Here is a 20,314-nt window from a genome sequence, read left to right as displayed (position 1 = left end):
TAAGACGGTCAAGAGTAAAAGAGGATGGATCAAGATTTGAAAAGTTGGCTTATTAAAAGAATAGACGACTTAAAGAAGCGGCGTAGAATCGTTACTATCCGGCATCAAGCCTTGCAATAATAGAACATCTAAATGCTGTTGTTGTAGCTTTTTATCAAAATCATTGACTTCAGCGATCAGCATACGCTCAATGCGCTTATCACTGGCAAACACACTGAGACGTGCACAAATGACCGCCAATTGATAAATACGTTTTTTACAATAACCGTCTAAACCTTGTAGCAATCTGACCATGTGCGGGGTTTCAAGGCTAGCATAATGATAGTCACTCACCACATCCTGACCAAGTGCTGTCACGCCATAGGTAATAGATAAATGGGCGCAAAAATAACAGCTGAATAAATAGCCAACCACATGTCCTATATAATAGCCACGATCGTAAGTAAAGCTACTGACGCCAAAGTGCCCGAGCACATAGCTGTTCAAACTGCCTTGATCAAAGATAGGCTTATTATGCTTTAGCTTGCCGACGGTGGCAAAGCATAATGGATTATGTCCATCCTGTGTTGTCAACTGCCAACCTGCAGGTTGCTGAGCTGGCATATGGCGTACAATATCTTCGATGATGTCATCGACCACATGCAGCTGCTGCCATAAGCGCTCAATGGCATCCGTATCCATCAAACCGCGTTTATCCAGCTGCTGTGCAAGCAAATATTGCTGGTATTCGGCAAATTGTGTTTTGAGGGTATGTACAAGGTAAGTCGGACGGATAGCAGCAGAAGCCAAATATAATTGCTGCGTGCGCTCATGCTGCGCCCGATAAAGTGCCACGCGCTGAGTAGCAATACTACTGTCACTTGCAGAGATAGATGAGCTTTGGTTTATCAGAGTATGATTAGCATTATTTATATTAGCAGAGCTAGTCTCTGTCAAGCTGCCATCCGCATTTGGCAAAACAAATAATGCTAATAATGCCGCTTTATCAAGCCGAATAGCCATACCTGCCTGTGCGCTATTTTCCTGCTGAAGATTTGAGTCATGCTGATTATTGTTAGCTTTGACTCTGCTATTAAGTTTGTCTTTATGATTAATAGACGCAGAAGAATCTTGTAGATCATTTGATTTTACGCTTGGTTTTGCGGTCGGTTCAGTCATAAAACACCATCAGCTGCAAAAATAAACATCACCTAAGTCATACTATATTCTGGATAGACCGTAATATATAAGCATAAAATATAGGTCGCTAAAACACCGTCGCAACTAGGCGACTTATTACTTCATTGTCATTCCATAGTACCTTAACCTACACTCATTGTCAGCTGTGCAAGATCGAAATGCTAATGATGAAAAATTAGTATCAGATAGACGCTATTATATCACTGACTCAGTTTAGAAAATATCACACAGCTTGGATGACTATTTATGTGTGAAGTAGCAGCTAAGCAAGGTTTTGTTTTTGATATTGCTGGCGGTACGCTTTTGGCGATATGCCATACACGCGCTTAAAGGCTTGGCTAAAGGTTGAGTCTGAGGCATAACCCACTAGCTCACTAATACGGCTGATACTATTTTGCTGCAAGCGCAAATAACGTGCCGCCAGACGCAAACGGTAGTCAATCAGATAGGTCAACGGCGGCATACCAACTACGTCTTTGAAACGCTGCGCAAAACTCGAGCGTGACATACCTGCAACTTCAGCAAGCTCATGAATGGTCCAGTTTTGGCTTGGATTTTCGTGCATGGCGACCAATGCCTTGGTTAAAAATGGGTCTTTCATGGCTTTTAGCCAACTGTCCGTGGCTTCAGGCAAACTTTCGATATAAACCCGCAAACACTCAATCATCATAATACTTGCCCAATGATTGATAATCGCCGTCTTACCCATCCGCTCATGCTCAGCTTCTAACGTCAGCAGTCGAATCTCAACATCAATCACCTCGAACCGACCATCAGATTCATCGTTAATTTCAGGCAATATCGTTGGTAGCACTGATAATAAAGGACGAATCATCTCTTTATCGTACTTGCATTCAATCAGTATCAAAGATGATTGGGCATCACCATCGCCCTGAATATCAAGCACTTGTTCCGTGCAATTAGTAAGCAACTCATCCAAAGGTTTGGCACTCTCACCATGATGGTTGAGCGCGTAACTGACATGATTGTGCGAGCTAGGAATCATAATAATGTCGCCAGCATGCGCTTCTCTGAGTCCACTGCCCATATCAATACAAAAGCTACCAGACATCACCAAATAAAACACAATCGTATCTTGTCTAGTGAGTGAGTAAGACCAATTGCCTGTACCATTTAAGCGATAGTATTTCGTATCGAATAAATGCACATTTTGTAGTAACACGCTTAATGCGTCCATTAACCATTTCCTCAATAACAGCTGCTCAATAACGCGCCACTTTAATAAAAAAATCGCATTAATATGAGGATCGATTTTATTTAAAAATATAGTGCTACTGAGATGAATTTTTCTTTGACAGTACAGCTAATGTACGTTTATAAAGCCCTTATTACACAAGATGTATCATAAGAAAAAATGATAAAAAACGCCAGTAGACTGTTAGATCATGAGCGATTTAAAAGATTTAGGACTATCACAGAGGCAAAAAGATATAAAATAGACAGGTACAAAAAAATGCCAAAAATGGCAGCGGGTTTTTTTAAATGATTTTAATATAGAATATAAACAGAAGGGATACAGCAAAAAAATGGGGCGACTGATGGGACTCGAACCCACGACAACCGAGATCACAACCCGGGGCTCTACCAACTGAGCTACAACCGCCATAACTGTTGCCAAAATTCAGCAATATATGCAGGCTAAATGGTGCGCCTGGCAGGATTCGAACCTGCGGCCACCTCCTTAGAAGGGAGATGCTCTATCCAACTGAGCTACAGGCGCTCTTAGAGGACTTTTACATATTTTGGTCCGCTTGATATACAAGAAACCAAACCATTATACATAAAAAAAAGCCTGTAAGGCTCTTAAATAGATGGTCGGAGTGATAGGATTCGAACCTACGACCCTCTGGTCCCAAACCAGATGCGCTACCAAACTGCGCCACACTCCGAAATTCTCTATTAACACGATAGTTTGTTGATTAACTGGTTGTTGGCAATGCCACTAACTGGCTAACGTTCCTTGCTATCGAGGTGCACATATTAAGGGGAAACGCCGATGGTGTCAACACCTATTTTTAATTAATTTGAAATAACTGCTAAATTATTTAAAAAAGGCTTATTTCTTATAAACTAAGCGTCGACAACAAGCGCTACTCAACATAGTGCCTCATGAGCTAAGCGCATATTATACTAAATCTTATATCAGAAGCAAGTCAGTGTTTATCGTACCTGTGCGCACATTAAAAGGTATCAGCCATAACTGAGCATAGGCTGCATTTTCACTATTGTATATGTCCTGAGTATCTTGCTTTAGTACAACCGCTCGTCTTTGATTGTCTTGCACTGGATATACCAGCCAGACTCGCTCTGCTTGATAAGCCTGCGCATAGCTGCTCAGTTGGTAAGCGTCGCTGGCAATAATGGCGCTGGCATGCGCTAAAGGTTTCCATTTAATATCGATCACGTGACTATATTGACCTGCTTGCTTTTCTGATGATGGATTTGCTCCTAAATTCTTTATTGGTAAAGCATCATCATGCTTCTCTTTATTTTTAGTATTCGAACGCATCTGGCGGTAAATCAATAAATCAGGACGAATAGACAAACACGCCTGCCCTTCTGCATCATTAAGCCAAACACGTTGCGCTTGGAATAATGGTTTATAGTCGTCGCTCAATTGCTGAAAAGACAACGCGATACGCTGACTTGCCCATTGCTCAAACGCTTGATTCATATCTATCAGTAAGCATAAGCGTGGCGGTGTAGACCTACTACCAAATGGTTTTGGTGCATTAATACTATGACCGATTTCCATATTTGATTGACTAAGCAGCCAATAAGCGAAATCTATCAGTTGCTGAGCGGCTTGTAATTGCTTTGCTTGCAGCGGCTGAATGGCAAGCTCACGCTTTGCCTGCTGATATACGGGCTGCAACTGCTGCCTTTCATATTTGTGCAGCTCAGACACGTGCTGCCATGGCTGTAGATAATAAAGAAGGTTTGACTGTGTTAGCAAAGGCGTCAGCAGCGTCAATGCACTCTTAATCATGCGATTGCCTAGCATGTCTTGGCTCAGCACACTGCGCTCACAAACGAATTTATGTGGCTGCATACTGTTATGACGTAATTGCTCTTTTATGATTAAGCGACCTTGCAGTGCTGCTTGGTTATGGATTTGGGTTTGATACTGTTTGGTCGGTTGATAATTCGTTAAACGCTGCAAAAGCTGCATACTGAGCCAATCTGATAAAGGCAATGTGGTGACTGGCAGAATTGTTAACTGGTTGCTGAATTGCCCAAAATTTTTGCTGTGAGGCGATTTGTTATCGTTACTGTTCATTAGGTCTGACAGCATATTTTGTACCCAGTGACGGGTTTGTACAATATCCGCATCTACTGGCGATTCATTTGACTGATATGGCTGCTTAATAGAGTTGCTAGCAGTGTTTGCGATAAATTTTGGCAGTATCTCAAGAGTCATGCCACTAGGCAGTACAATAACGCCAATATAATGTCCAACCTTGAGTTGCCACTGTCCTTGCTTGCGTTTAATACTAAATACTGACAGCTCTTGGGTTATCAGCCACTGAAAATCAGAGTCGTACAAGAAATTAGACGCTATTAAACGCTGATGTTCAAATACCGTCATGATATTCATTTCAGAGCTTTGAGTTTGTTTATCCTTATTTATCATCGATTAACATCCTCATGGATATAAGCGCTGATAGACGGCAAGCTGGGTGAACTTGCCATTATTGGCAATAAGGTCAGTATTAATTGCATAACTGCCGGCATTTATAGATTGAGTAAAATAGGATTGCTGTCCTGAAAACATGGAGTTCTGAGAAGCTATACCATTCTCGCTAGCCATTTGAGTGGGCATACCGTTATGTATTAACGTTTGACTATCATGAATAAATTGCGCCGATATTGGCTGCTGTTCATCTCTAAAAATATACTGCAAGACAGCCACTTGCCCGCCAGCTGCTTGGGCTAATTGTGGAATAATTTGCTCAGTAAGTGTCATTTGTAACTGCTCAAGATTATGCACGGAGAATAAAAATGCATGACCCATTTGCGCCTCAATCCCTAACGTTTGGCTAATACGATGATTTAAACCCGTTAATACTTTGGCTAAATTGATGGACTCTGCTTCGTCGACTATTTTTAATCCTTCATTCGGGTTGATAATCGGTAATAGCTCAGGCTGCGGCGGACAGTTAATAAAGCGAAAACGACGACGCAGTGCCATATCTAGTGGCGCTAACGAATGATCTTGGGTATTCATGGTGGCATAGATATCAACATTGGCAGGCACGCTAAACGCTCGCCCAGAGTATGCCAAACTTACTGTCATCGCATTGGGCGTACCCGCTCGTTTATCAGGTTCAATAAGGCTGAGCAATTCACCAAAAACCCGTGAGACGTTGGCACGATTAATCTCGTCAATCAGCATCGCATAACGCTGCTGAGGATTATCTGACGCGCGCTGACAGAGCTTTAAAAAGGCGCCATCAGTAATGGCGTAGCTCATTTGAGATGAGCTGTTATTCGACTGATTAGACGCTGCCATTACCGGGCGAATGCCCTCGACAAACTCTTCATAACCATATGCCTGATGGAAACTGACCATACTAAAGCGCTGCTGGCTAAAGCTCTCATTTTGGCTAGCACTATTATCATACTGCGCCTGCTGAAATTCTGACAATTGCTCTGACAATTCGCTTAATAGCATCAGGCTGTCAGGCAGTAAATACCACGCACCGCTAGGGTCTTTATCAAAGTACGCTTGGCTGGCTCTATTTTTATACGCAACCGTCTGTGAGCTTGTTGGACTGTGCATTTGCAGTACAGACCACGCTGTATTACTTAAATTTTTCTCACGTGCGTTTTGTAATGCTTTGGCGATAAAAAACTCATGATTAACGATTTCAGGTACTTTTACTAAGTCCTGTTTTTGCGATTGAAAATCTAAAAATATTAAACACACCACATCACGCCAGTTCAATTCTTGCAATAACTGCTTGAGTAAATCCTCATTATTGGCTCTAGGCAGATAGTCCGTATATTCTTTAGCAATTTGGAGCAATCGGTAGGTTTTACCAGTACCCGCGACGCCCGTATAAATAATATTGGTCGGTTTATCATCACACATATCAGGCATAACATTATCCAGCAAAAAAGTATAAAAAAGCGCTAGCATTTTATCATTATAGCTACTCACTTTACATGGTATCAGTGCTTAAATTACTAACGCCTAAGATGCCGTTACGTCACTGTTATTTTGTAAGCGCAGCAGTACATGGTAATAATAGTAGCGACTGAGCAGTTAATGTACCATAACTAAAATAGCTGCTAGCATAAAGCCTATTCGGTGACTCATTTATACCATGAGCCTTTTAACCCTAGTATCATTAGCATTGTAAATCCCACTTAAATGAGGAATATTGTATGTCAGGATTATTAAAAAAACTCCCGATCAAACGGACCAATAAACTGCCAGCCAAAGTCTCTGAGAACACAAAACCTGCAGTCGAAAAAACCAATAGCACGCTTAAACCAATCAGCAATCAATTTACCAAACTGTTATCTATCACCAAATATTTACCTGCTGGTGCACGTTCGAGCATTTTATCGAAAGCATTTGGTAAGGTGGTACCTTATGTGGGCACAACGGGTATCTACTATGAAACGGTCGAGCCAAACCAAGTGGTGGTCAGTTTAAATAATACCAAAGCGGTCCAAAACCATATCGGCTCCGTCCATGCAGTTGCCATTACTTTGCTTGCTGAAACGGCAACGGGATTCATTTTAGGCTTAAACTTACCTGCTGATCGTGTACTATTGATTAAGTCTTATTCAGTGAATTTCTATCGACCGATTAAAAAAGGACAAATGGCTGCCATCGCAAGCTTATCTGATGAGCAGCGTTTAGATATTTTAAATACTCCGAAAGGCGAAATGATTATTCCATGTGTCATTCATGACCGTGAGTCGGACAGTGATCGCGACCCAATCGTAGTCGAGATGACATGGGCTTGGATACCCAAGTCTGAGTTAGAAGCGCGTCGTCAAGGCAAAGCTAATGAAAAGTCGGCAGAGGCTGATACTGAGTCTCATACCAAGGTAGTAGTAGAAGTAGAAACAGACGCAAAAGTAGAAACTGAGTAAGACAATCAATCAGCTGATAATGATGAGGCTGTTTAAGATAATTAATATATTAAGAATACGTAAAGTAGTGCGCTATCCATGTTAAAGCATTTTTATAGCGCACTTCGTATAGCAGTGATTTATAAACTTATAATAAGGAGACAATGATGTCCAAAATGATTTCCAAAGCTATTTCTAAAACAGCGCTTACTAATTTATCCAAGGCTTTTCTTATCAGTATCTGTGCATTAGGATTTACCGTTAGTGCCACTGCTGCACCCGAAAAAACTTCAACTCATACACACCATGCAGCAACTATGACTAAGTCTAGCCCTGTGTTTTTAGGTGACGGCGGCAATTATCCTTTCTCAGAAGCAGTCCGTGTCGGCGATACTTTGTATATGTCTGGTCAGATTGGCTTTAAAGATGGCAAGCTGGTCAAAGGCGGTGTTAAAGCTGAAGCCAAACAGACAATGGATAATATCAATACCACGTTATTGAAATACGGTTACCAAAAGTCAGATATCGTTAAGTGTATGGTGATGCTCACCGATATGGACGATTTTAATGACTTTAATAAAATCTATAAAGCTGAACTGGCAAAGCCTTATCCCGTCCGTTCAGCTTTTGGTGTCGCAGAGCTAGCGGCAGGTGCCAGCGTTGAGGTTGAATGTATCGCTGTCAAATAAAAATGTCTCTTAAAATATTACTCTAAACAATCAAAGCGTCCTCAAGTAGGGCGCTTTCTTTGGTCACGCGTAGCACTTCTTCTAACGTCGTACGTCCCGCGATTACCTTACGCAAACCATCAGCACGAATCGATGGTGTCTTTTGGCGGGCGTACTCTTCTAGCTCATACTCAGCGGTATTGCTATGAATCATGCGTCGCAGCGCATCATCAACGGGCACCACTTCATATATCGCTGTTCGCCCTTTAAAGCCTGATTGGTTACACTTATCGCAGCCGACTGCTCTAGGTAGCTTGATAGCTTTATCTGTCAGATTATCAGCAACATTGTTAGTTGCAATATTGTCAGACATTGATTGAATACCAATCTCAGTAAACAATTTGGCTTGTTCATGGTCAGCCAGCTGCCAATCATGACAATGTGTACATAATGTACGTACCAAACGCTGGGCGACCACGCCTATCAATGATGATGATAATAAAAACGGCTCAACACCCATATCTTGCAAGCGCGTAACCGCTCCAATAGCGGTGTTGGTATGTAGGGTTGATAAGACCAAATGCCCTGTTAAAGATGCTTGCACAGCGATTTCTGCTGTCTCTAAATCGCGAATTTCACCCACCATGACCACGTCTGGGTCTTGACGCAACATTGCACGCAAGCTCTTAGCAAAGGTCATATCGACTTTGTTATTGACCTGCGTTTGCCCAATACCATCAAGCTGGAACTCGATCGGATCTTCAGCGGTCAAGATATTACGGGTTTGGTCGTTCAAATCAGTTAGTGCAGAATATAGCGTGGTGGTTTTACCCGAGCCTGTCGGTCCTGTCACTAATATAATGCCATGCGGGCGATGGATTAAGCGCTTAAGCTCACTATAATCATTATCAGATAGCCCCAAATAAGTCATATTCAAGCGACCTGCTTGCTTATCTAGTAAGCGCATGACCACACGCTCACCAAAACTTGACGGCAATGTCGATACCCGCACATCAACCTCGCGCCCCGCTAAGCGCAAGCTAATACGCCCATCTTGCGGCACGCGCTTTTCAGCGATATCCAGTTTTGCCATCACTTTAATACGCGATACTAATAACGGCGCTAATTGACGTTTTGGTGTGATGATTTCTTTAAGCTCACCATCGACGCGGAAGCGAACGACCAAGCGTTTTTCAAAGGTTTCAATATGGATATCTGAGGCGTTTAGACGTATCGCTTCGGACAATAATGCATTAATCAGACGGATAATAGGTGCATCGTCTTGTTGATCCATCAAATCTTCAGTTTCAGGCACGCTATCTGCCAAGCTATCAAGATCAGGATGGTCTTCAAGACCAGCTGCGATATGCTGTGACTCGCCAGTGTTACCTGCATAAGCGGCATTCATGCGTTTCTCAAAATCGTCCGAGCTGACACTTTCATATATTGGCACACCGCGTATGCCTTGCTGCTGTAAAAATCGCACCGCTTCATTGATTGCTGAAAGCGGCGTCACCTTGGTCAATAGCAATGTCGGTGGCAGCTCAGGATCAATGGCTAGAATAACCAAAATCTGATGGCGTTTTGCAAAACTGTACGGCAGTTGCATCATAAAAACGACCTAATAGATAAAGAAAAACTCAGAAAAAAACTTGTATCAAAGCATGGTAAATGTATTATTCTTAACTGGCTCAACTCAAAAAGACTGCAAGTAAGATTGCATGATTTTGTTATAATAGCATTTTGTTTTACTCGCCATTAGGATTTTCAGTTATGTCAGATAACACTAGCACTGCCACTCAATCGACACCCCTTTTGCAAGATACTTTTACGGTAGGCAGTCGTACTTTTTCTTCTCGATTATTGGTCGGTACGGGTAAGTATAAAGATATGACTGAAACAGGTGCCGCCATCAGCGCGTCAGCAGCAGAGATAGTGACGGTCGCTATTCGTCGTACCAATATCGGTCAAAATAGCAATGAGCCCAATTTGCTTGATGTCATTTCACCAAACAAATACACTATTTTGCCAAATACAGCGGGTTGTTTTGATGCAGAAACGGCGATTCGTACTTGTAAGCTTGCTCGCGAGCTATTAGGCGGGCATAATCTGGTTAAGCTTGAAGTATTAGGGGACGAAAAAACCCTCTATCCGAATGTGATGGAAACGCTAAAAGCTGCCAAAGTATTGATTGATGACGGTTTTGAGGTCATGGTATATACGTCAGATGACCCTATCGTTGCTCAAGAATTAGAGAGTATGGGCTGCGTGGCAATTATGCCACTTGGTAGTCTAATTGGCTCTGGTCTTGGTTTGCTCAATCGCCATACATTAAGCTTGATTATTGAAAATGCGAAAGTACCCGTATTGGTTGATGCTGGTGTCGGTACAGCTTCTGATGCCGCGATTGCCATGGAACTTGGCTGTGATGGCGTACTGATGAATTCAGCCATTGCCAATGCGCAAAATCCTGTGATGATGGCTCAAGCAATGAAACATGCGGTATGGGCAGGTCGTCAGGCTTTCTTGGCGGGTCGTATGCCGATGCGCAAAATGGCAACTGCCAGCTCGCCACAGACGGGATACTTTTTTCAGTAGTATTAAAGGTTAGGTGATTATATTTTTCATTATAAAAGGATTTATTATGCGACTTCTTACAGCAGTCGACCAGTTGTTTTTACTTCTTGAGTCGCGTAAACAACCCATGCATGTTGGAGGTCTATTTTTATTTGAATTACCAGAGGATGCCGATATCAGTTTTGTTCATCAGCTTGTAAAGCAGATGCAAGACTCTGATGTACCGCCAACGTTTCCGTTCAACCAAGTACTTGAGCATATGGTATTTTGGAAAAAAGACAAAAATTTTGATGTCGAGCACCACTTGCATCATGTCGCCCTACCCAAGCCCGCCCGTGTGCGCGAACTTTTGATGTATGTTTCAAGAGAGCATGGTCGTCTATTGGACCGTGCTATGCCACTGTGGGAATGCCATGTGATTGAAGGCATTCAGCCAGAGAGCGAAGGTAGCCCAGAGCGCTTTGCGCTGTATTTCAAAATCCATCACTCGCTGGTTGATGGTATCGCTGCCATGCGTTTGGTCAAAAAATCCTTATCACAATCGCCCAATGAGCCGGTTACTTTGCCTATTTGGTCATTAATGGCACGCCATCGCAATCAGATCGATGCTATCTTGCCCAAAGAGCGCTCCGCTTTACGCATCCTGAAAGAGCAAATATCTACCATTAAGCCTGTGTTCACAGAATTACTGGATAATTTTAAAAATTATAATGACGACAGCTATGTCAGTACCTTTGATGCGCCGAGAAGTATTCTAAACAGACGCATCTCAGCATCGAGGCGCATAGCGGCACAATCTTATGATATTAAGCGCTTCAACGATATTGCTGAGCGTATTAATATTAGCAAAAACGATGTAGTACTAGCCGTTTGTGCTGGTGCTATCCGGCGTTATTTGATTTCGATGGATGCACTACCTAGCAAGCCTCTGATTGCGTTCGTGCCCATGTCTTTACGAACTGACGATAGTGTCGCGGGCAATCAGCTGTCATTTGTCCTTGCCAATCTGGGTACTCATCTGGATGATCCATTGAGTAGAATCAAGCTAATTCATCGCAGTATGAACAATGGAAAACGCCGTTTTAGACGTATGAATCAAGCGCAAGTTATTAACTACAGTGTGGTGTCTTATGCATGGGAAGGGATTAATCTGGCGACTGGTTTGTTTCCTAAAAAACAAGCCTTTAACCTGATTATCTCAAATGTACCAGGCTCCGAAAAATCATTGTATTGGAATGGCGCGCGCCTACAATCTTTGTACCCTGCCTCGATTGTCTTCAACGGGCAAGCGATGAATATTACGCTGGCAAGTTATTTGGATAAGATTGAATTTGGTATTACTGCCTGTAGCAAGGCCTTACCTCATGTGCAAGATATGCTGATGCTGATAGAAGAAGAGTTGCAGCTGCTTGAAAAGGTTAGTAAAGAGCTTGAATTCAATGGTATTACAGTTGAAGATAAAAGTGGCTATAAAGATAATGGTAAAACAAAAAAGCTGGCTCCGTAACGGAACCAGCTTTTTATTTGTCATACTTAGCTATCTAAAAGGGGACGATTAAAGCGCATCGCCCCATGCTGGCACAACCACTTGCATCAAAGGTTTTAGCAGTTTTATATTACAAGCAAAGATAGAGCCTGATGTCATCGAATTGTGTGCGCCGGTATGATCAACGACCACGCCACGTGCTTCGGTGACAATAAGCTCGCCTGCTGCGATATCCCAAGGCTTGATTGACATCTCAAAGTAGCCATCAAAACGACCAGCAGCCACATAACATAAATCAAGAGCAGCTGAGCCTAAACGACGGATTTGACCGCCCGCTTCAGTGATTTTTTGTAGGCTTTCGTAGTGCTCTTTGGCATATGAGATAACTTCGCCATTGCGCTTACGCTCAAGAGGATGCCCAGTAGTAAATAAACCACCATCGATCGTTTTACGCTCACTGACACTGATACGGCGTTGGTTTAAACGCGCGCCTTTACCACGGCTAGCAGAGAACATCTCATCACGGACAGGATCATAGATAACACCATGCTGAGTCACGCCTTTATGCTGTACGGCGATAGACACACAGAACTGTGGTACGCCATGAACGAAGTTTTTAGTGCCATCTAGTGGATCGATAATCCAGCACCAGTCAGCATCTTCGCCGCGACCTTCCTGCATACCAAACTCTTCACCCAAATACGAATGATTTGGATAGCTGGCTTTTAGCGTCTCAATCGTCAGCTCTTCACTAAAGCGATCAATACGAGTAACCAGACCATCTAGTCCTTTTGACTCGATATCCAACTCAATTTTGTGACGGTTTTGATGCGCGTACAAAATTTCTTTACCGACTTTTTCAGCAGCACGCGCTGCGATGACGACCATGGGTTCCATACAATAACCTGCTTGTTTGATAAATGGATATTACTAGATAAATATTAATTGATAAGTACCAATCGATAGATACTTATTAATAAATAAAGTATGTAAAGTAAGAGATACTTATAGCACCAACACTACTTATAAAATCAATGAAAAATAAAGCCACATAGCAAACCACAATATTTGGTTGCTATTAGTCGCACCGCTCAAGTTGTCAAATAGTTCACACCTACGGCAAGCAGGCGATATCTTGGCACAAAAATACAGCTTTATTTTTTACACAGCTATTTTATCAACTTTTTACGGACTATGGGTATTTATTATTTTTATAATGTAGCAGATAGATGATTAATCGTCTTTTAAACCTTAAGCCAAATCAGTTAAGATAATAAGTTTTGGAGCTGATTGAACACACCTTCCACATCTAGACCACAATCTGCTAGCTGTTCTGCTTGAGAGCCATGCGCAACAAACCGATCAGGGATACCTATATTGCAAATAGATGGACGATGGATTTTAAAAGCAGCCGATTTATTTAATAAGTATTCATTGACCGCACTACCCGCGCCGCCCATGATCATATGCTCTTCTAAAGTCGCTATATGAGTAATACCTTGCTCAACTAGGGTTTCAAGCAAGTTAGTATCTAAAGGCTTCACCCAACGCATATTGACCACATGCAGCTGACAGCTTGATGCTAATAAAGGGGATTTCGCAATCATTTCTGCGGCTTTCTCAGCCGTTTCGACCATCGTACCAAATGCCAATAATGCCAGTTTCTTGGGTGCATCGTCTGTACCAAGTACCGACTCTATAACCGCCTCACCAATATTATAAATTTGCGCAGGCTGCGTAATAGTCGCGCCAGTGCCGACACCGCGCGGATAGCGCACTGCGGTACAACCTTGGTATTCATAACAAGTATTGAGCAAATGATAGCATTCGTTTTCATCTTTTGGCGCTGCAATCAGCATATTGGGCACGCAGCGTAAAAATGTAAAATCAAATACGCCCGCATGCGTAGCGCCATCTTCACCAACTAGGCCGGCGCGATCAATGGCGAACATCACATCAAGATTTTGTAAAGCAACATCATGTATCAGCTGATCGTACCCACGCTGTAAAAACGTCGAGTAAATCGCTACAATCGGCTTCACGCCTTGCGTTGCCATGCCACCCGCCAACGTCACAGCGTGTTGCTCAGCAATCGCTACATCAAAGAAACGCTCTGGAAATTGACGAGCAAACTCGATCATCCCTGAGCCTTCTTCCATCGCTGGGGTAATGGCGAGCAGCTTATCATCTTGTACCGCTTTGTCACATAAAAACTGCCCAAATACTTGCGAGTACTTTAAGGAAGGTTTAATCGCTATTATTTCTGGTTTCTCAGTTTTTGGTACGTTATCTTCAGCAGGTAAGCTACTAATAGCATGATAGCCGACTGGATCTAATTCAGCAGGCGCAAAGCCTTTACCTTTGGTGGTATAAATATGGACTAAAACTGGACCTTTGACTTGCTTGGCAAGCGACAATACACGTAGTAGCTCAGGAATATTATGACCATCGAAAGGACCAAAATAGGTAAAGCCTATCGCCTTAAATAGATTGTCTTCTAGTTGCGGTACATCGCGCTGCTCTTTATGACGCTTACGTCGGTCAAATGCTTGCATATCAGGGCGTTGACATAATATTGGCTCGCCTGCATCAGAGATATCAACCTGATACCCTGACTCCCAAAGCATTGCTAAATGCCGTGAAAAGCCACCAATCGAGCAGGATATAGACATGTCATTGTCATTCAAAATCACCATCAAATCAGCGTCTTGTTGCACCGCGTCATTCATCGCTTCAAATGCCATGCCACCTGTCATCGCCCCATCGCCGATAATACAGGCAACCGTCTGCGCGCGCCCTTGATAGCGTAGCGCTAAGCTCATGCCTAAACCGGCTGAGATGGACGTTGATGAATGACCAACCCCAAAGGTATCATAGACAGATTCGGCGCGTTCTGGAAAAGCCGTTAAGCCAGTTTTAGATCGGATAGTACCTAACTGATCACGGCGACCTGTCAGTACTTTGTGCGCATACGCTTGATGACCCACATCCCAAACGATCTGATCTTGCGGGGTGTCTAGCAAATAATGTAGCGCAATGGTCAATTCAATCACGCCTAAATTGGCACCGAAATGACCGCCGCTTTGACCCGCTGAATACAATACAAACAGCCTTAGCTCATCGGCTAAAGTAATCAGCTCAGCACTGCTAAAAGTCTTGAGATCAGCAGGACTATCCACACTGTCGAGCAATGGCGTCTGCGGACGCTCACGTGGAATCACTGCATACGTTTGTTGCAGTTTTGATAGCGGTACAGCAGAATCAACAGCTGACGCAGATAATGACTGAGACTGTGGGGAATGAGGTGACTGCTGCATAAAACGTACGATACCTACCAATCTGCTGACCAGATGCTACCTTAGACAAGGTCTAGCAATAGCAATAGTCTAAGTGGCGTTAATAATAGCCATGCCATCATTTGTATCATTGCTAATACAAGGGATGGCATCGACTATACAATTAGTGATACAGCTTTTATCGCTGCAATAACCCAAAATACGCTATTTGATATAAAGATAATAACGTTCAATGACAACCCTAAAGACTGCTCTAATAGCTGTCTCAAAGGTAATAATGGCTATTATGCCTTATTATTTTGTATCCATACCGGACGTTAGTGACGACATAGTAATGTAAGGGCAAAGACTTGTCACTGTATCCGTCAAAATAGTATGGCATAATAGCATTTATTTTTAATTGTCGCTTTAATCATCGTGCGCCGTCTGTGAACTTTGTGTGTTTTTATAATTTATGGGTTTTTATAATAAATATAATTAGCATACTATCTTGCAAACCCGCTAGCTTACAAGCACTTAGCTATTACTATAAAGCTATGTCAGACAGTTAGCGCCACAATGATCAGCTTATGCAGGGCATTAATGTCATATCAATTTATTACTAGCGCCAAATTGCCTACTCGCCACGGCGAGTTTGATATTCATATCTTTGAGAATGATGAGGGTCAAGAGCATGTGATGCTGACGGTAGGTCTGCCTGTGTTTGATCAAACGGATATTGCCGACAGCATCTTAAATCAAAAAGATGATGCTTTATCAAAAAGCCCTATTCCGTTAATAAGAATTCATTCTGAGTGCTTAACTGGTGACGCTTTTAGCTCCTTAAAATGTGATTGCGGCTCACAGCTAAATACCGCTATGGATGCGATACAAAAAACGGGCTGCGGGGCGATTTTATATCTGCGCCAAGAAGGGCGCGGCATCGGTCTGACCAATAAAATCCGCGCTTACGCCTTACAAGATCAAGGTCACGACACTCTAGATGCCAACCTTATGTTGGGGTTGCCTGCTGATGCGCGTATCTATGATATGTGCGGACCGATGCTTGCTCATGTAGGCGTTGATGCTGTGCGCCTTATCACCAATAATCCTAGTAAAGTCGCTTACTTAACCGAGCATGGTATCGATGTCATTGAGCGGGTGCCATTAGTCGTTGGGGTGAATGATATGAATGCTGAATATCTAGCGACCAAGCGCGATCGTATGGGTCATCTATTAGACACAGATTTTAATACCACCCTACACCTTAATAAATAGCAAATAATCAGATATTTTATGAGTATCCCAAATATAGATAACGATATCAATGTGTCAGCGACCGATGCAACAACGACACCAAGCCATCATGACATCATGCGCGTGCGTGAGTTTCTAGTCGATTTGCAAGCGCGTATCTGCCAAGCTCTAGAAGCGCAAGAAAGTGATGGCTGCACTGGTGCGCAGAAAGCCGCTACCTTTGTCCCTGACGATTGGGAGCGCCCTGAAGGTGGCGGTGGTCGTTCGTGCGTATTGGCAGACGGTGAAGTGATAGAAAAAGCCGGCGTTATGTTTAGTCATATACACGTCCAAAACCTGCCTGCTTCAGCAACTGCGCGTCATCCTGACATTGCTGGTCGTAAAGCACAGGCAATGGGCGTATCTCTTGTTGTGCACCCCAAAAACCCTCACGTTCCCACTAGTCATGCCAATGTACGCTTGTTTATTGCCGAAGCAGAAGGCAAAGACCCTATTTGGTGGTTTGGCGGCGGTTTTGATTTAACGCCATTTTATCCTGTGCTTGCTGACTGCGTGCATTGGCATCAAGTCTGTCATGACCTCTGTGCACCTTTTGGCGATAGTATTTATCCTGATTTCAAGCAATGGTGCGACGAGTATTTCCATTTACGTCATCGTGATGAGCAGCGCGGTATCGGCGGCTTGTTTTATGATGACGTCAATACTGAAAGTCGCGGTTGGGATTTTGAAACCTGCTTTAAATTTATGCAAGCGGTCGGTAATGGCTATCTTGAAGGTATGCTGCCAATTTTTGAGCAGCGTAAAAATGTGTCCTATACTGAAGCAGAGCGTGAATTTCAGCTCTATCGCCGAGGTCGCTATGTTGAATACAACCTCGTTTATGACCGTGGCACTCTATTTGGTCTGCAAAGTAATGGGCGTATTGAATCCATCTTGGTCAGTATGCCACCGCTCGCTAGCTGGCATTATCGCTTTGAGCCAGCTGAGGGCACGCCTGAGTTTGAGTTGATTTACTTCTACCTAAAACCGCGTGATTGGTTGACTTTATAATCGGGATTGGCATAATAACTTACTAGTATTTATTGGTTTTGATATAAATCATTTTATTGTTCAAAAGGTCAGCTAATCATGCTGACTTTTTTTATTTTAAATAAAGCGCTATTCAAAATAAGTAATGATAATTTTTAGGACGGCAATTTATATAGTCAGTCTTGAATAAAAGAAATACAAAAATTATAAGGTACTACTGGTATCAATTTTTCTTGCTTACTGTGCCTACGCAGACAGAGGCTGCGAATAATTAATCCCAGTAGCACTGCATTCTTTTAAAAATGTATCTACTCTAGCTTAGCGAAAGCGATTAGTTAAAACCAATTTATGAGAATATTTAATCTATTTTACAAAAACTCACGGTTTCGCCCTATGCTACTTAAGCTGCTTGCTGTTTAATATAGGATAGTACGTAATTTAAGCATCATGAAAAACAGTATTTTCGAATGTTAATAAAGAAAATATATTAAAAATATTGGATAAAATTTATTTTAATAGTAGCCATTTAATCAGGTGACGAGCATGCGTATGCTACGCCACCTTTTTATTAGCAACGTAAAAAGGAGCACGAATCATGACTCAGGTATCGAATCAAAAATCATTAAAATCTATCTTTGCTATCACTTTGATGGCAGCCACTTTAGGACTGACGGCTTGTAGCACACCAGTAGACCCTGATGTCAAAGCTCGTCAGGACATCATGAAGAACTTCGGTGATGCGATGAAGGTTATGGGCGGCATGGCAAAAGAGCCGGACACCTTTGATGCGGCAGTGTTTAAAGAGCAGGCGGCATTTTTAGCAGAAGAGTCTAAAAATCCTTGGAGCCATTTTAATAATAAAGACGCCGCTGGCAATGCCAAAGCAGAGGTTTGGTCAAATGTTGATGGCTTTAAAGCTGAAGCAGAGAATTTCCAAAAGGTCACTGCTGAGCTAAACGCTGCTGCACAGACAGCAACCAGCATTGACGATGTGATGCCAGCTTTTAAACCTGTTGGCGACAGCTGTAAATCTTGCCATACGGATTTCCAAGTCGAAAAAGACTAAATAAGAATCCTTTAGCAATATAAAAAGCCACCCTATCAAACAATAAGGTGGCTTTTTTATTCACTTAACTTATGAATCAATTAAGCCATCAAATCTGCTTGTACGATTTCAATCCAATACCCATCAACATCTTTAATAAAGACAATATTTTTCATGCTGCCTTCATCTGGACGTTTTTTGAATTCGACATTGTTTTCATCAAACCAAGCTACCGCTGCATTGAGATCAGGTACATTAAAACAAATATGACCAAACCCTTGTGGTTCTTGATTGCCATCATGATAGCTAAAGTCCGCTTTTGTCTCGGTACCATAGTTATGAGTCAATTCCAAAATGCCACGCTGACGGAAGGCAAAAATCTCTAAATCATTACCTGACGGCAAGTTTTCACGTTCACTCTCAGTCAGCTTGGCTAAAAAGTACAAATCAAAACCCATGGCTGGGAATTTTTTGACTGCCAGTAACGTCATACCTAAGACGCCAGTATAAAACGCTAAAGACTTCACAGGATCTTTGACACGCAGCATCGTATGGTTAAAAGTATAACCTGCCGTCTGCGCTGAGATAGGCTGTACGCCATTAGCCTTTACGCTGCTTTCAGGTTGCTCTTGTATTGAATGGTCGTTATTAAAAGTATTATTACTCATGATTATTCCTATATTTAAATATTTTTAATCACTAATAGATTAAATGATCATACCTATAACACTTAGTCTTTCTAGCCTAGCCTTTATACAACACTATTAAGCATCTAAAAACCGCACTTTACCTGTTTCTAAGTCGTACTCGGCACCAACGATCAATAGCTGACCACTACTGGTTAAATCCTCTAACGCACGCGAGCCGTGCTTTAATTGACTGACCGACATACGCACATTTGCACGTATAGAGCGATCAACCAGCTCGTCTGCATCCACATCTTGCCCATTGGCGGTCGCAAGTTCATGCAGATTATAGACACTTGGACGGATACGGTCGACGATAGATTGTAGATTGGGTGAGTAGTTTTGCTCAGGATTGATTAATGTTTCAACACAGGCGGTGACAGCGCCGCAGTGCGAATGTCCAAGCACCACGACCAGTTTAGTATTGAATTTTTCAGCAGCAAATTCGATCGAACCAATTTGTGAAGGAGCTACCACGTTACCTGCGACGCGTATGACAAATAAATCACCTAAACCTTGATCAAAAACGATCTCAACCGGTACCCGTGCGTCCGAGCAACCCAAAATAATCGCTAAAGGGTCTTGATCTTTGATTAATTCTGGACGCCTTTGCATACAGGGATCGGTATTGGTCAAGCTGTCTACATAGCGTATATTACCTTGCTTAAGCAGCTCCAGTGCTTCCTGACCTGTTTTAGGGCGTGTATTGTTAGGCATAAGAAATCCTTGATAATTTAACTGGTTAACATAGTAAATTGCTCTATAACTATCCTGTCATAGAGTCTAAGTCTTCGTTTGGCGCTTTAAGCAAACCTCACTTAAATTCTTACTTTTATAAGTCACTCTATATTTATCATACGCAAACCAATTGTATAGGAATAAATTCAAAAAAATGGTAAAAATTATTTAAATTAAGGGTGGCTACTTAGTCTATTTAACAAAGCGTAGACTCATCTTTAATCGCTATTTCAAGATCACTATAGGGGTTAACCAACCAACAA

Annotated in this window: 16 protein-coding genes and 3 tRNA genes; 7 read left to right on the top strand and 12 right to left on the bottom strand. The window is 42.4% G+C overall.

Going from position 1 to position 20,314, the window contains the following annotated elements:
* Positions 1-69: 69 nt before the first annotated feature.
* The 7 genes from M0221_RS01310 to M0221_RS01280 form a co-directional block, all read right to left on the bottom strand.
* Positions 70-1,158, bottom strand: coding sequence for a hypothetical protein (locus M0221_RS01310; RefSeq protein WP_483284126.1), 1,089 nt, complete (start codon positions 1,156-1,158; stop codon positions 70-72).
* Positions 1,159-1,441: 283 nt separating this feature from the next.
* Complete coding sequence (locus tag M0221_RS01305; protein ID WP_483284125.1) at positions 1,442-2,377, bottom strand: AraC family transcriptional regulator; 936 nt, start codon at positions 2,375-2,377, stop codon at positions 1,442-1,444.
* Between the two features lie 350 nt (positions 2,378-2,727).
* Positions 2,728-2,803 (bottom strand) — tRNA-His (locus M0221_RS01300).
* Positions 2,804-2,843: 40 nt separating this feature from the next.
* A tRNA-Arg gene (locus M0221_RS01295) sits at positions 2,844-2,920 on the bottom strand.
* Between the two features lie 92 nt (positions 2,921-3,012).
* Positions 3,013-3,089 (bottom strand) — tRNA-Pro (locus M0221_RS01290).
* Between the two features lie 248 nt (positions 3,090-3,337).
* Complete coding sequence (locus M0221_RS01285) at positions 3,338-4,834, bottom strand: McrC family protein (protein ID WP_483284124.1); 1,497 nt, start codon at positions 4,832-4,834, stop codon at positions 3,338-3,340.
* A gap of 12 nt (positions 4,835-4,846) precedes the next feature.
* Positions 4,847-6,343, bottom strand: a complete 1,497-nt coding sequence (locus M0221_RS01280; protein ID WP_483284123.1) for an McrB family protein — start codon at positions 6,341-6,343, stop codon at positions 4,847-4,849.
* A gap of 248 nt (positions 6,344-6,591) precedes the next feature.
* Between M0221_RS01280 and M0221_RS01275 the strand changes: the two genes are divergently transcribed.
* Both M0221_RS01275 and M0221_RS01270 read left to right on the top strand, forming a co-directional pair.
* Positions 6,592-7,311, top strand: coding sequence for a DUF4442 domain-containing protein (locus tag M0221_RS01275; protein WP_149408921.1), 720 nt, complete (start codon positions 6,592-6,594; stop codon positions 7,309-7,311).
* Between the two features lie 146 nt (positions 7,312-7,457).
* Complete coding sequence (locus M0221_RS01270) at positions 7,458-7,979, top strand: RidA family protein (RefSeq protein ID WP_483284122.1); 522 nt, start codon at positions 7,458-7,460, stop codon at positions 7,977-7,979.
* Between the two features lie 22 nt (positions 7,980-8,001).
* On the opposite strand, the gene gspE is transcribed toward M0221_RS01270, so the two are convergent.
* Positions 8,002-9,567 (bottom strand): type II secretion system ATPase GspE, encoded by a 1,566-nt coding sequence (gene gspE / locus M0221_RS01265; protein ID WP_483284739.1) that lies wholly within the window; start codon positions 9,565-9,567, stop codon positions 8,002-8,004.
* Between the two features lie 206 nt (positions 9,568-9,773).
* On the opposite strand from gspE, the gene M0221_RS01260 reads away from it, so the two are divergent.
* Both M0221_RS01260 and M0221_RS01255 read left to right on the top strand, forming a co-directional pair.
* Positions 9,774-10,556, top strand: coding sequence for a thiazole synthase (locus M0221_RS01260; protein WP_483284738.1), 783 nt, complete (start codon positions 9,774-9,776; stop codon positions 10,554-10,556).
* Positions 10,557-10,602: 46 nt separating this feature from the next.
* Positions 10,603-12,042, top strand: coding sequence for a WS/DGAT/MGAT family O-acyltransferase (locus tag M0221_RS01255; RefSeq protein WP_483284121.1), 1,440 nt, complete (start codon positions 10,603-10,605; stop codon positions 12,040-12,042).
* Positions 12,043-12,090: 48 nt separating this feature from the next.
* Here the strand turns inward: M0221_RS01255 and M0221_RS01250 are convergent, their stop codons facing one another.
* Together M0221_RS01250 and dxs are read right to left on the bottom strand one after the other, a co-directional pair.
* Positions 12,091-12,918 (bottom strand): inositol monophosphatase family protein, encoded by an 828-nt coding sequence (locus M0221_RS01250; RefSeq protein ID WP_011512618.1) that lies wholly within the window; start codon positions 12,916-12,918, stop codon positions 12,091-12,093.
* Between the two features lie 368 nt (positions 12,919-13,286).
* On the bottom strand, positions 13,287-15,338 hold the full coding sequence (dxs, locus tag M0221_RS01245; protein ID WP_483284120.1) for a 1-deoxy-D-xylulose-5-phosphate synthase: 2,052 nt from the start codon (positions 15,336-15,338) through the stop codon (positions 13,287-13,289).
* Between the two features lie 561 nt (positions 15,339-15,899).
* Between dxs and ribA the strand changes: the two genes are divergently transcribed.
* From ribA to M0221_RS01230, 3 genes are all read left to right on the top strand, one after another.
* Positions 15,900-16,574, top strand: coding sequence for a GTP cyclohydrolase II (gene ribA / locus M0221_RS01240; protein ID WP_483284119.1), 675 nt, complete (start codon positions 15,900-15,902; stop codon positions 16,572-16,574).
* An 18-nt stretch (positions 16,575-16,592) separates the two neighbouring features.
* The gene (hemF, locus tag M0221_RS01235; RefSeq protein ID WP_483284118.1) at positions 16,593-17,603 is read left to right on the top strand and encodes an oxygen-dependent coproporphyrinogen oxidase; all 1,011 of its coding nucleotides are present in this window, start codon (positions 16,593-16,595) and stop codon (positions 17,601-17,603) included.
* A 574-nt stretch (positions 17,604-18,177) separates the two neighbouring features.
* The gene (locus M0221_RS01230) at positions 18,178-18,648 is read left to right on the top strand and encodes a c-type cytochrome (RefSeq protein WP_181209462.1); all 471 of its coding nucleotides are present in this window, start codon (positions 18,178-18,180) and stop codon (positions 18,646-18,648) included.
* An 80-nt stretch (positions 18,649-18,728) separates the two neighbouring features.
* Here the strand turns inward: M0221_RS01230 and gloA are convergent, their stop codons facing one another.
* Together gloA and M0221_RS01220 are read right to left on the bottom strand one after the other, a co-directional pair.
* On the bottom strand, positions 18,729-19,295 hold the full coding sequence (gloA, locus tag M0221_RS01225) for a lactoylglutathione lyase (RefSeq protein WP_483284117.1): 567 nt from the start codon (positions 19,293-19,295) through the stop codon (positions 18,729-18,731).
* A 96-nt stretch (positions 19,296-19,391) separates the two neighbouring features.
* Positions 19,392-20,030, bottom strand: a complete 639-nt coding sequence (locus tag M0221_RS01220) for a carbonic anhydrase (RefSeq protein ID WP_149408929.1) — start codon at positions 20,028-20,030, stop codon at positions 19,392-19,394.
* Positions 20,031-20,314: the final 284 nt, after the last annotated feature.

The organism is Psychrobacter sp. ANT206, from assembly GCF_056880555.1.
This window is presented reverse-complemented; position numbering and strand designations above follow the sequence as displayed.

Bases quoted from the DNA above. Each gene is read 5' to 3' on its own strand.
- M0221_RS01310 (WP_483284126.1), bottom strand. From the start codon at position 1,158: ATGACTGAACCGACCGCAAAACCAAGCGTAAAATCAAATGATCTACAA.
- M0221_RS01305 (WP_483284125.1), bottom strand. From the start codon at position 2,377: ATGGACGCATTAAGCGTGTTACTACAAAATGTGCATTTATTCGATACG.
- M0221_RS01285 (WP_483284124.1), bottom strand. From the start codon at position 4,834: ATGATAAATAAGGATAAACAAACTCAAAGCTCTGAAATGAATATCATG.
- M0221_RS01280 (WP_483284123.1), bottom strand. From the start codon at position 6,343: ATGCTAGCGCTTTTTTATACTTTTTTGCTGGATAATGTTATGCCTGAT.
- M0221_RS01275 (WP_149408921.1), top strand. From the start codon at position 6,592: ATGTCAGGATTATTAAAAAAACTCCCGATCAAACGGACCAATAAACTG.
- M0221_RS01270 (WP_483284122.1), top strand. From the start codon at position 7,458: ATGTCCAAAATGATTTCCAAAGCTATTTCTAAAACAGCGCTTACTAAT.
- gspE (WP_483284739.1), bottom strand. From the start codon at position 9,567: ATGCAACTGCCGTACAGTTTTGCAAAACGCCATCAGATTTTGGTTATT.
- M0221_RS01255 (WP_483284121.1), top strand. From the start codon at position 10,603: ATGCGACTTCTTACAGCAGTCGACCAGTTGTTTTTACTTCTTGAGTCG.
- M0221_RS01250 (WP_011512618.1), bottom strand. From the start codon at position 12,918: ATGGAACCCATGGTCGTCATCGCAGCGCGTGCTGCTGAAAAAGTCGGT.
- dxs (WP_483284120.1), bottom strand. From the start codon at position 15,338: ATGCAGCAGTCACCTCATTCCCCACAGTCTCAGTCATTATCTGCGTCA.
- ribA (WP_483284119.1), top strand. From the start codon at position 15,900: ATGTCATATCAATTTATTACTAGCGCCAAATTGCCTACTCGCCACGGC.
- hemF (WP_483284118.1), top strand. From the start codon at position 16,593: ATGAGTATCCCAAATATAGATAACGATATCAATGTGTCAGCGACCGAT.
- M0221_RS01230 (WP_181209462.1), top strand. From the start codon at position 18,178: ATGACTCAGGTATCGAATCAAAAATCATTAAAATCTATCTTTGCTATC.
- gloA (WP_483284117.1), bottom strand. From the start codon at position 19,295: ATGAGTAATAATACTTTTAATAACGACCATTCAATACAAGAGCAACCT.
- M0221_RS01220 (WP_149408929.1), bottom strand. From the start codon at position 20,030: ATGCCTAACAATACACGCCCTAAAACAGGTCAGGAAGCACTGGAGCTG.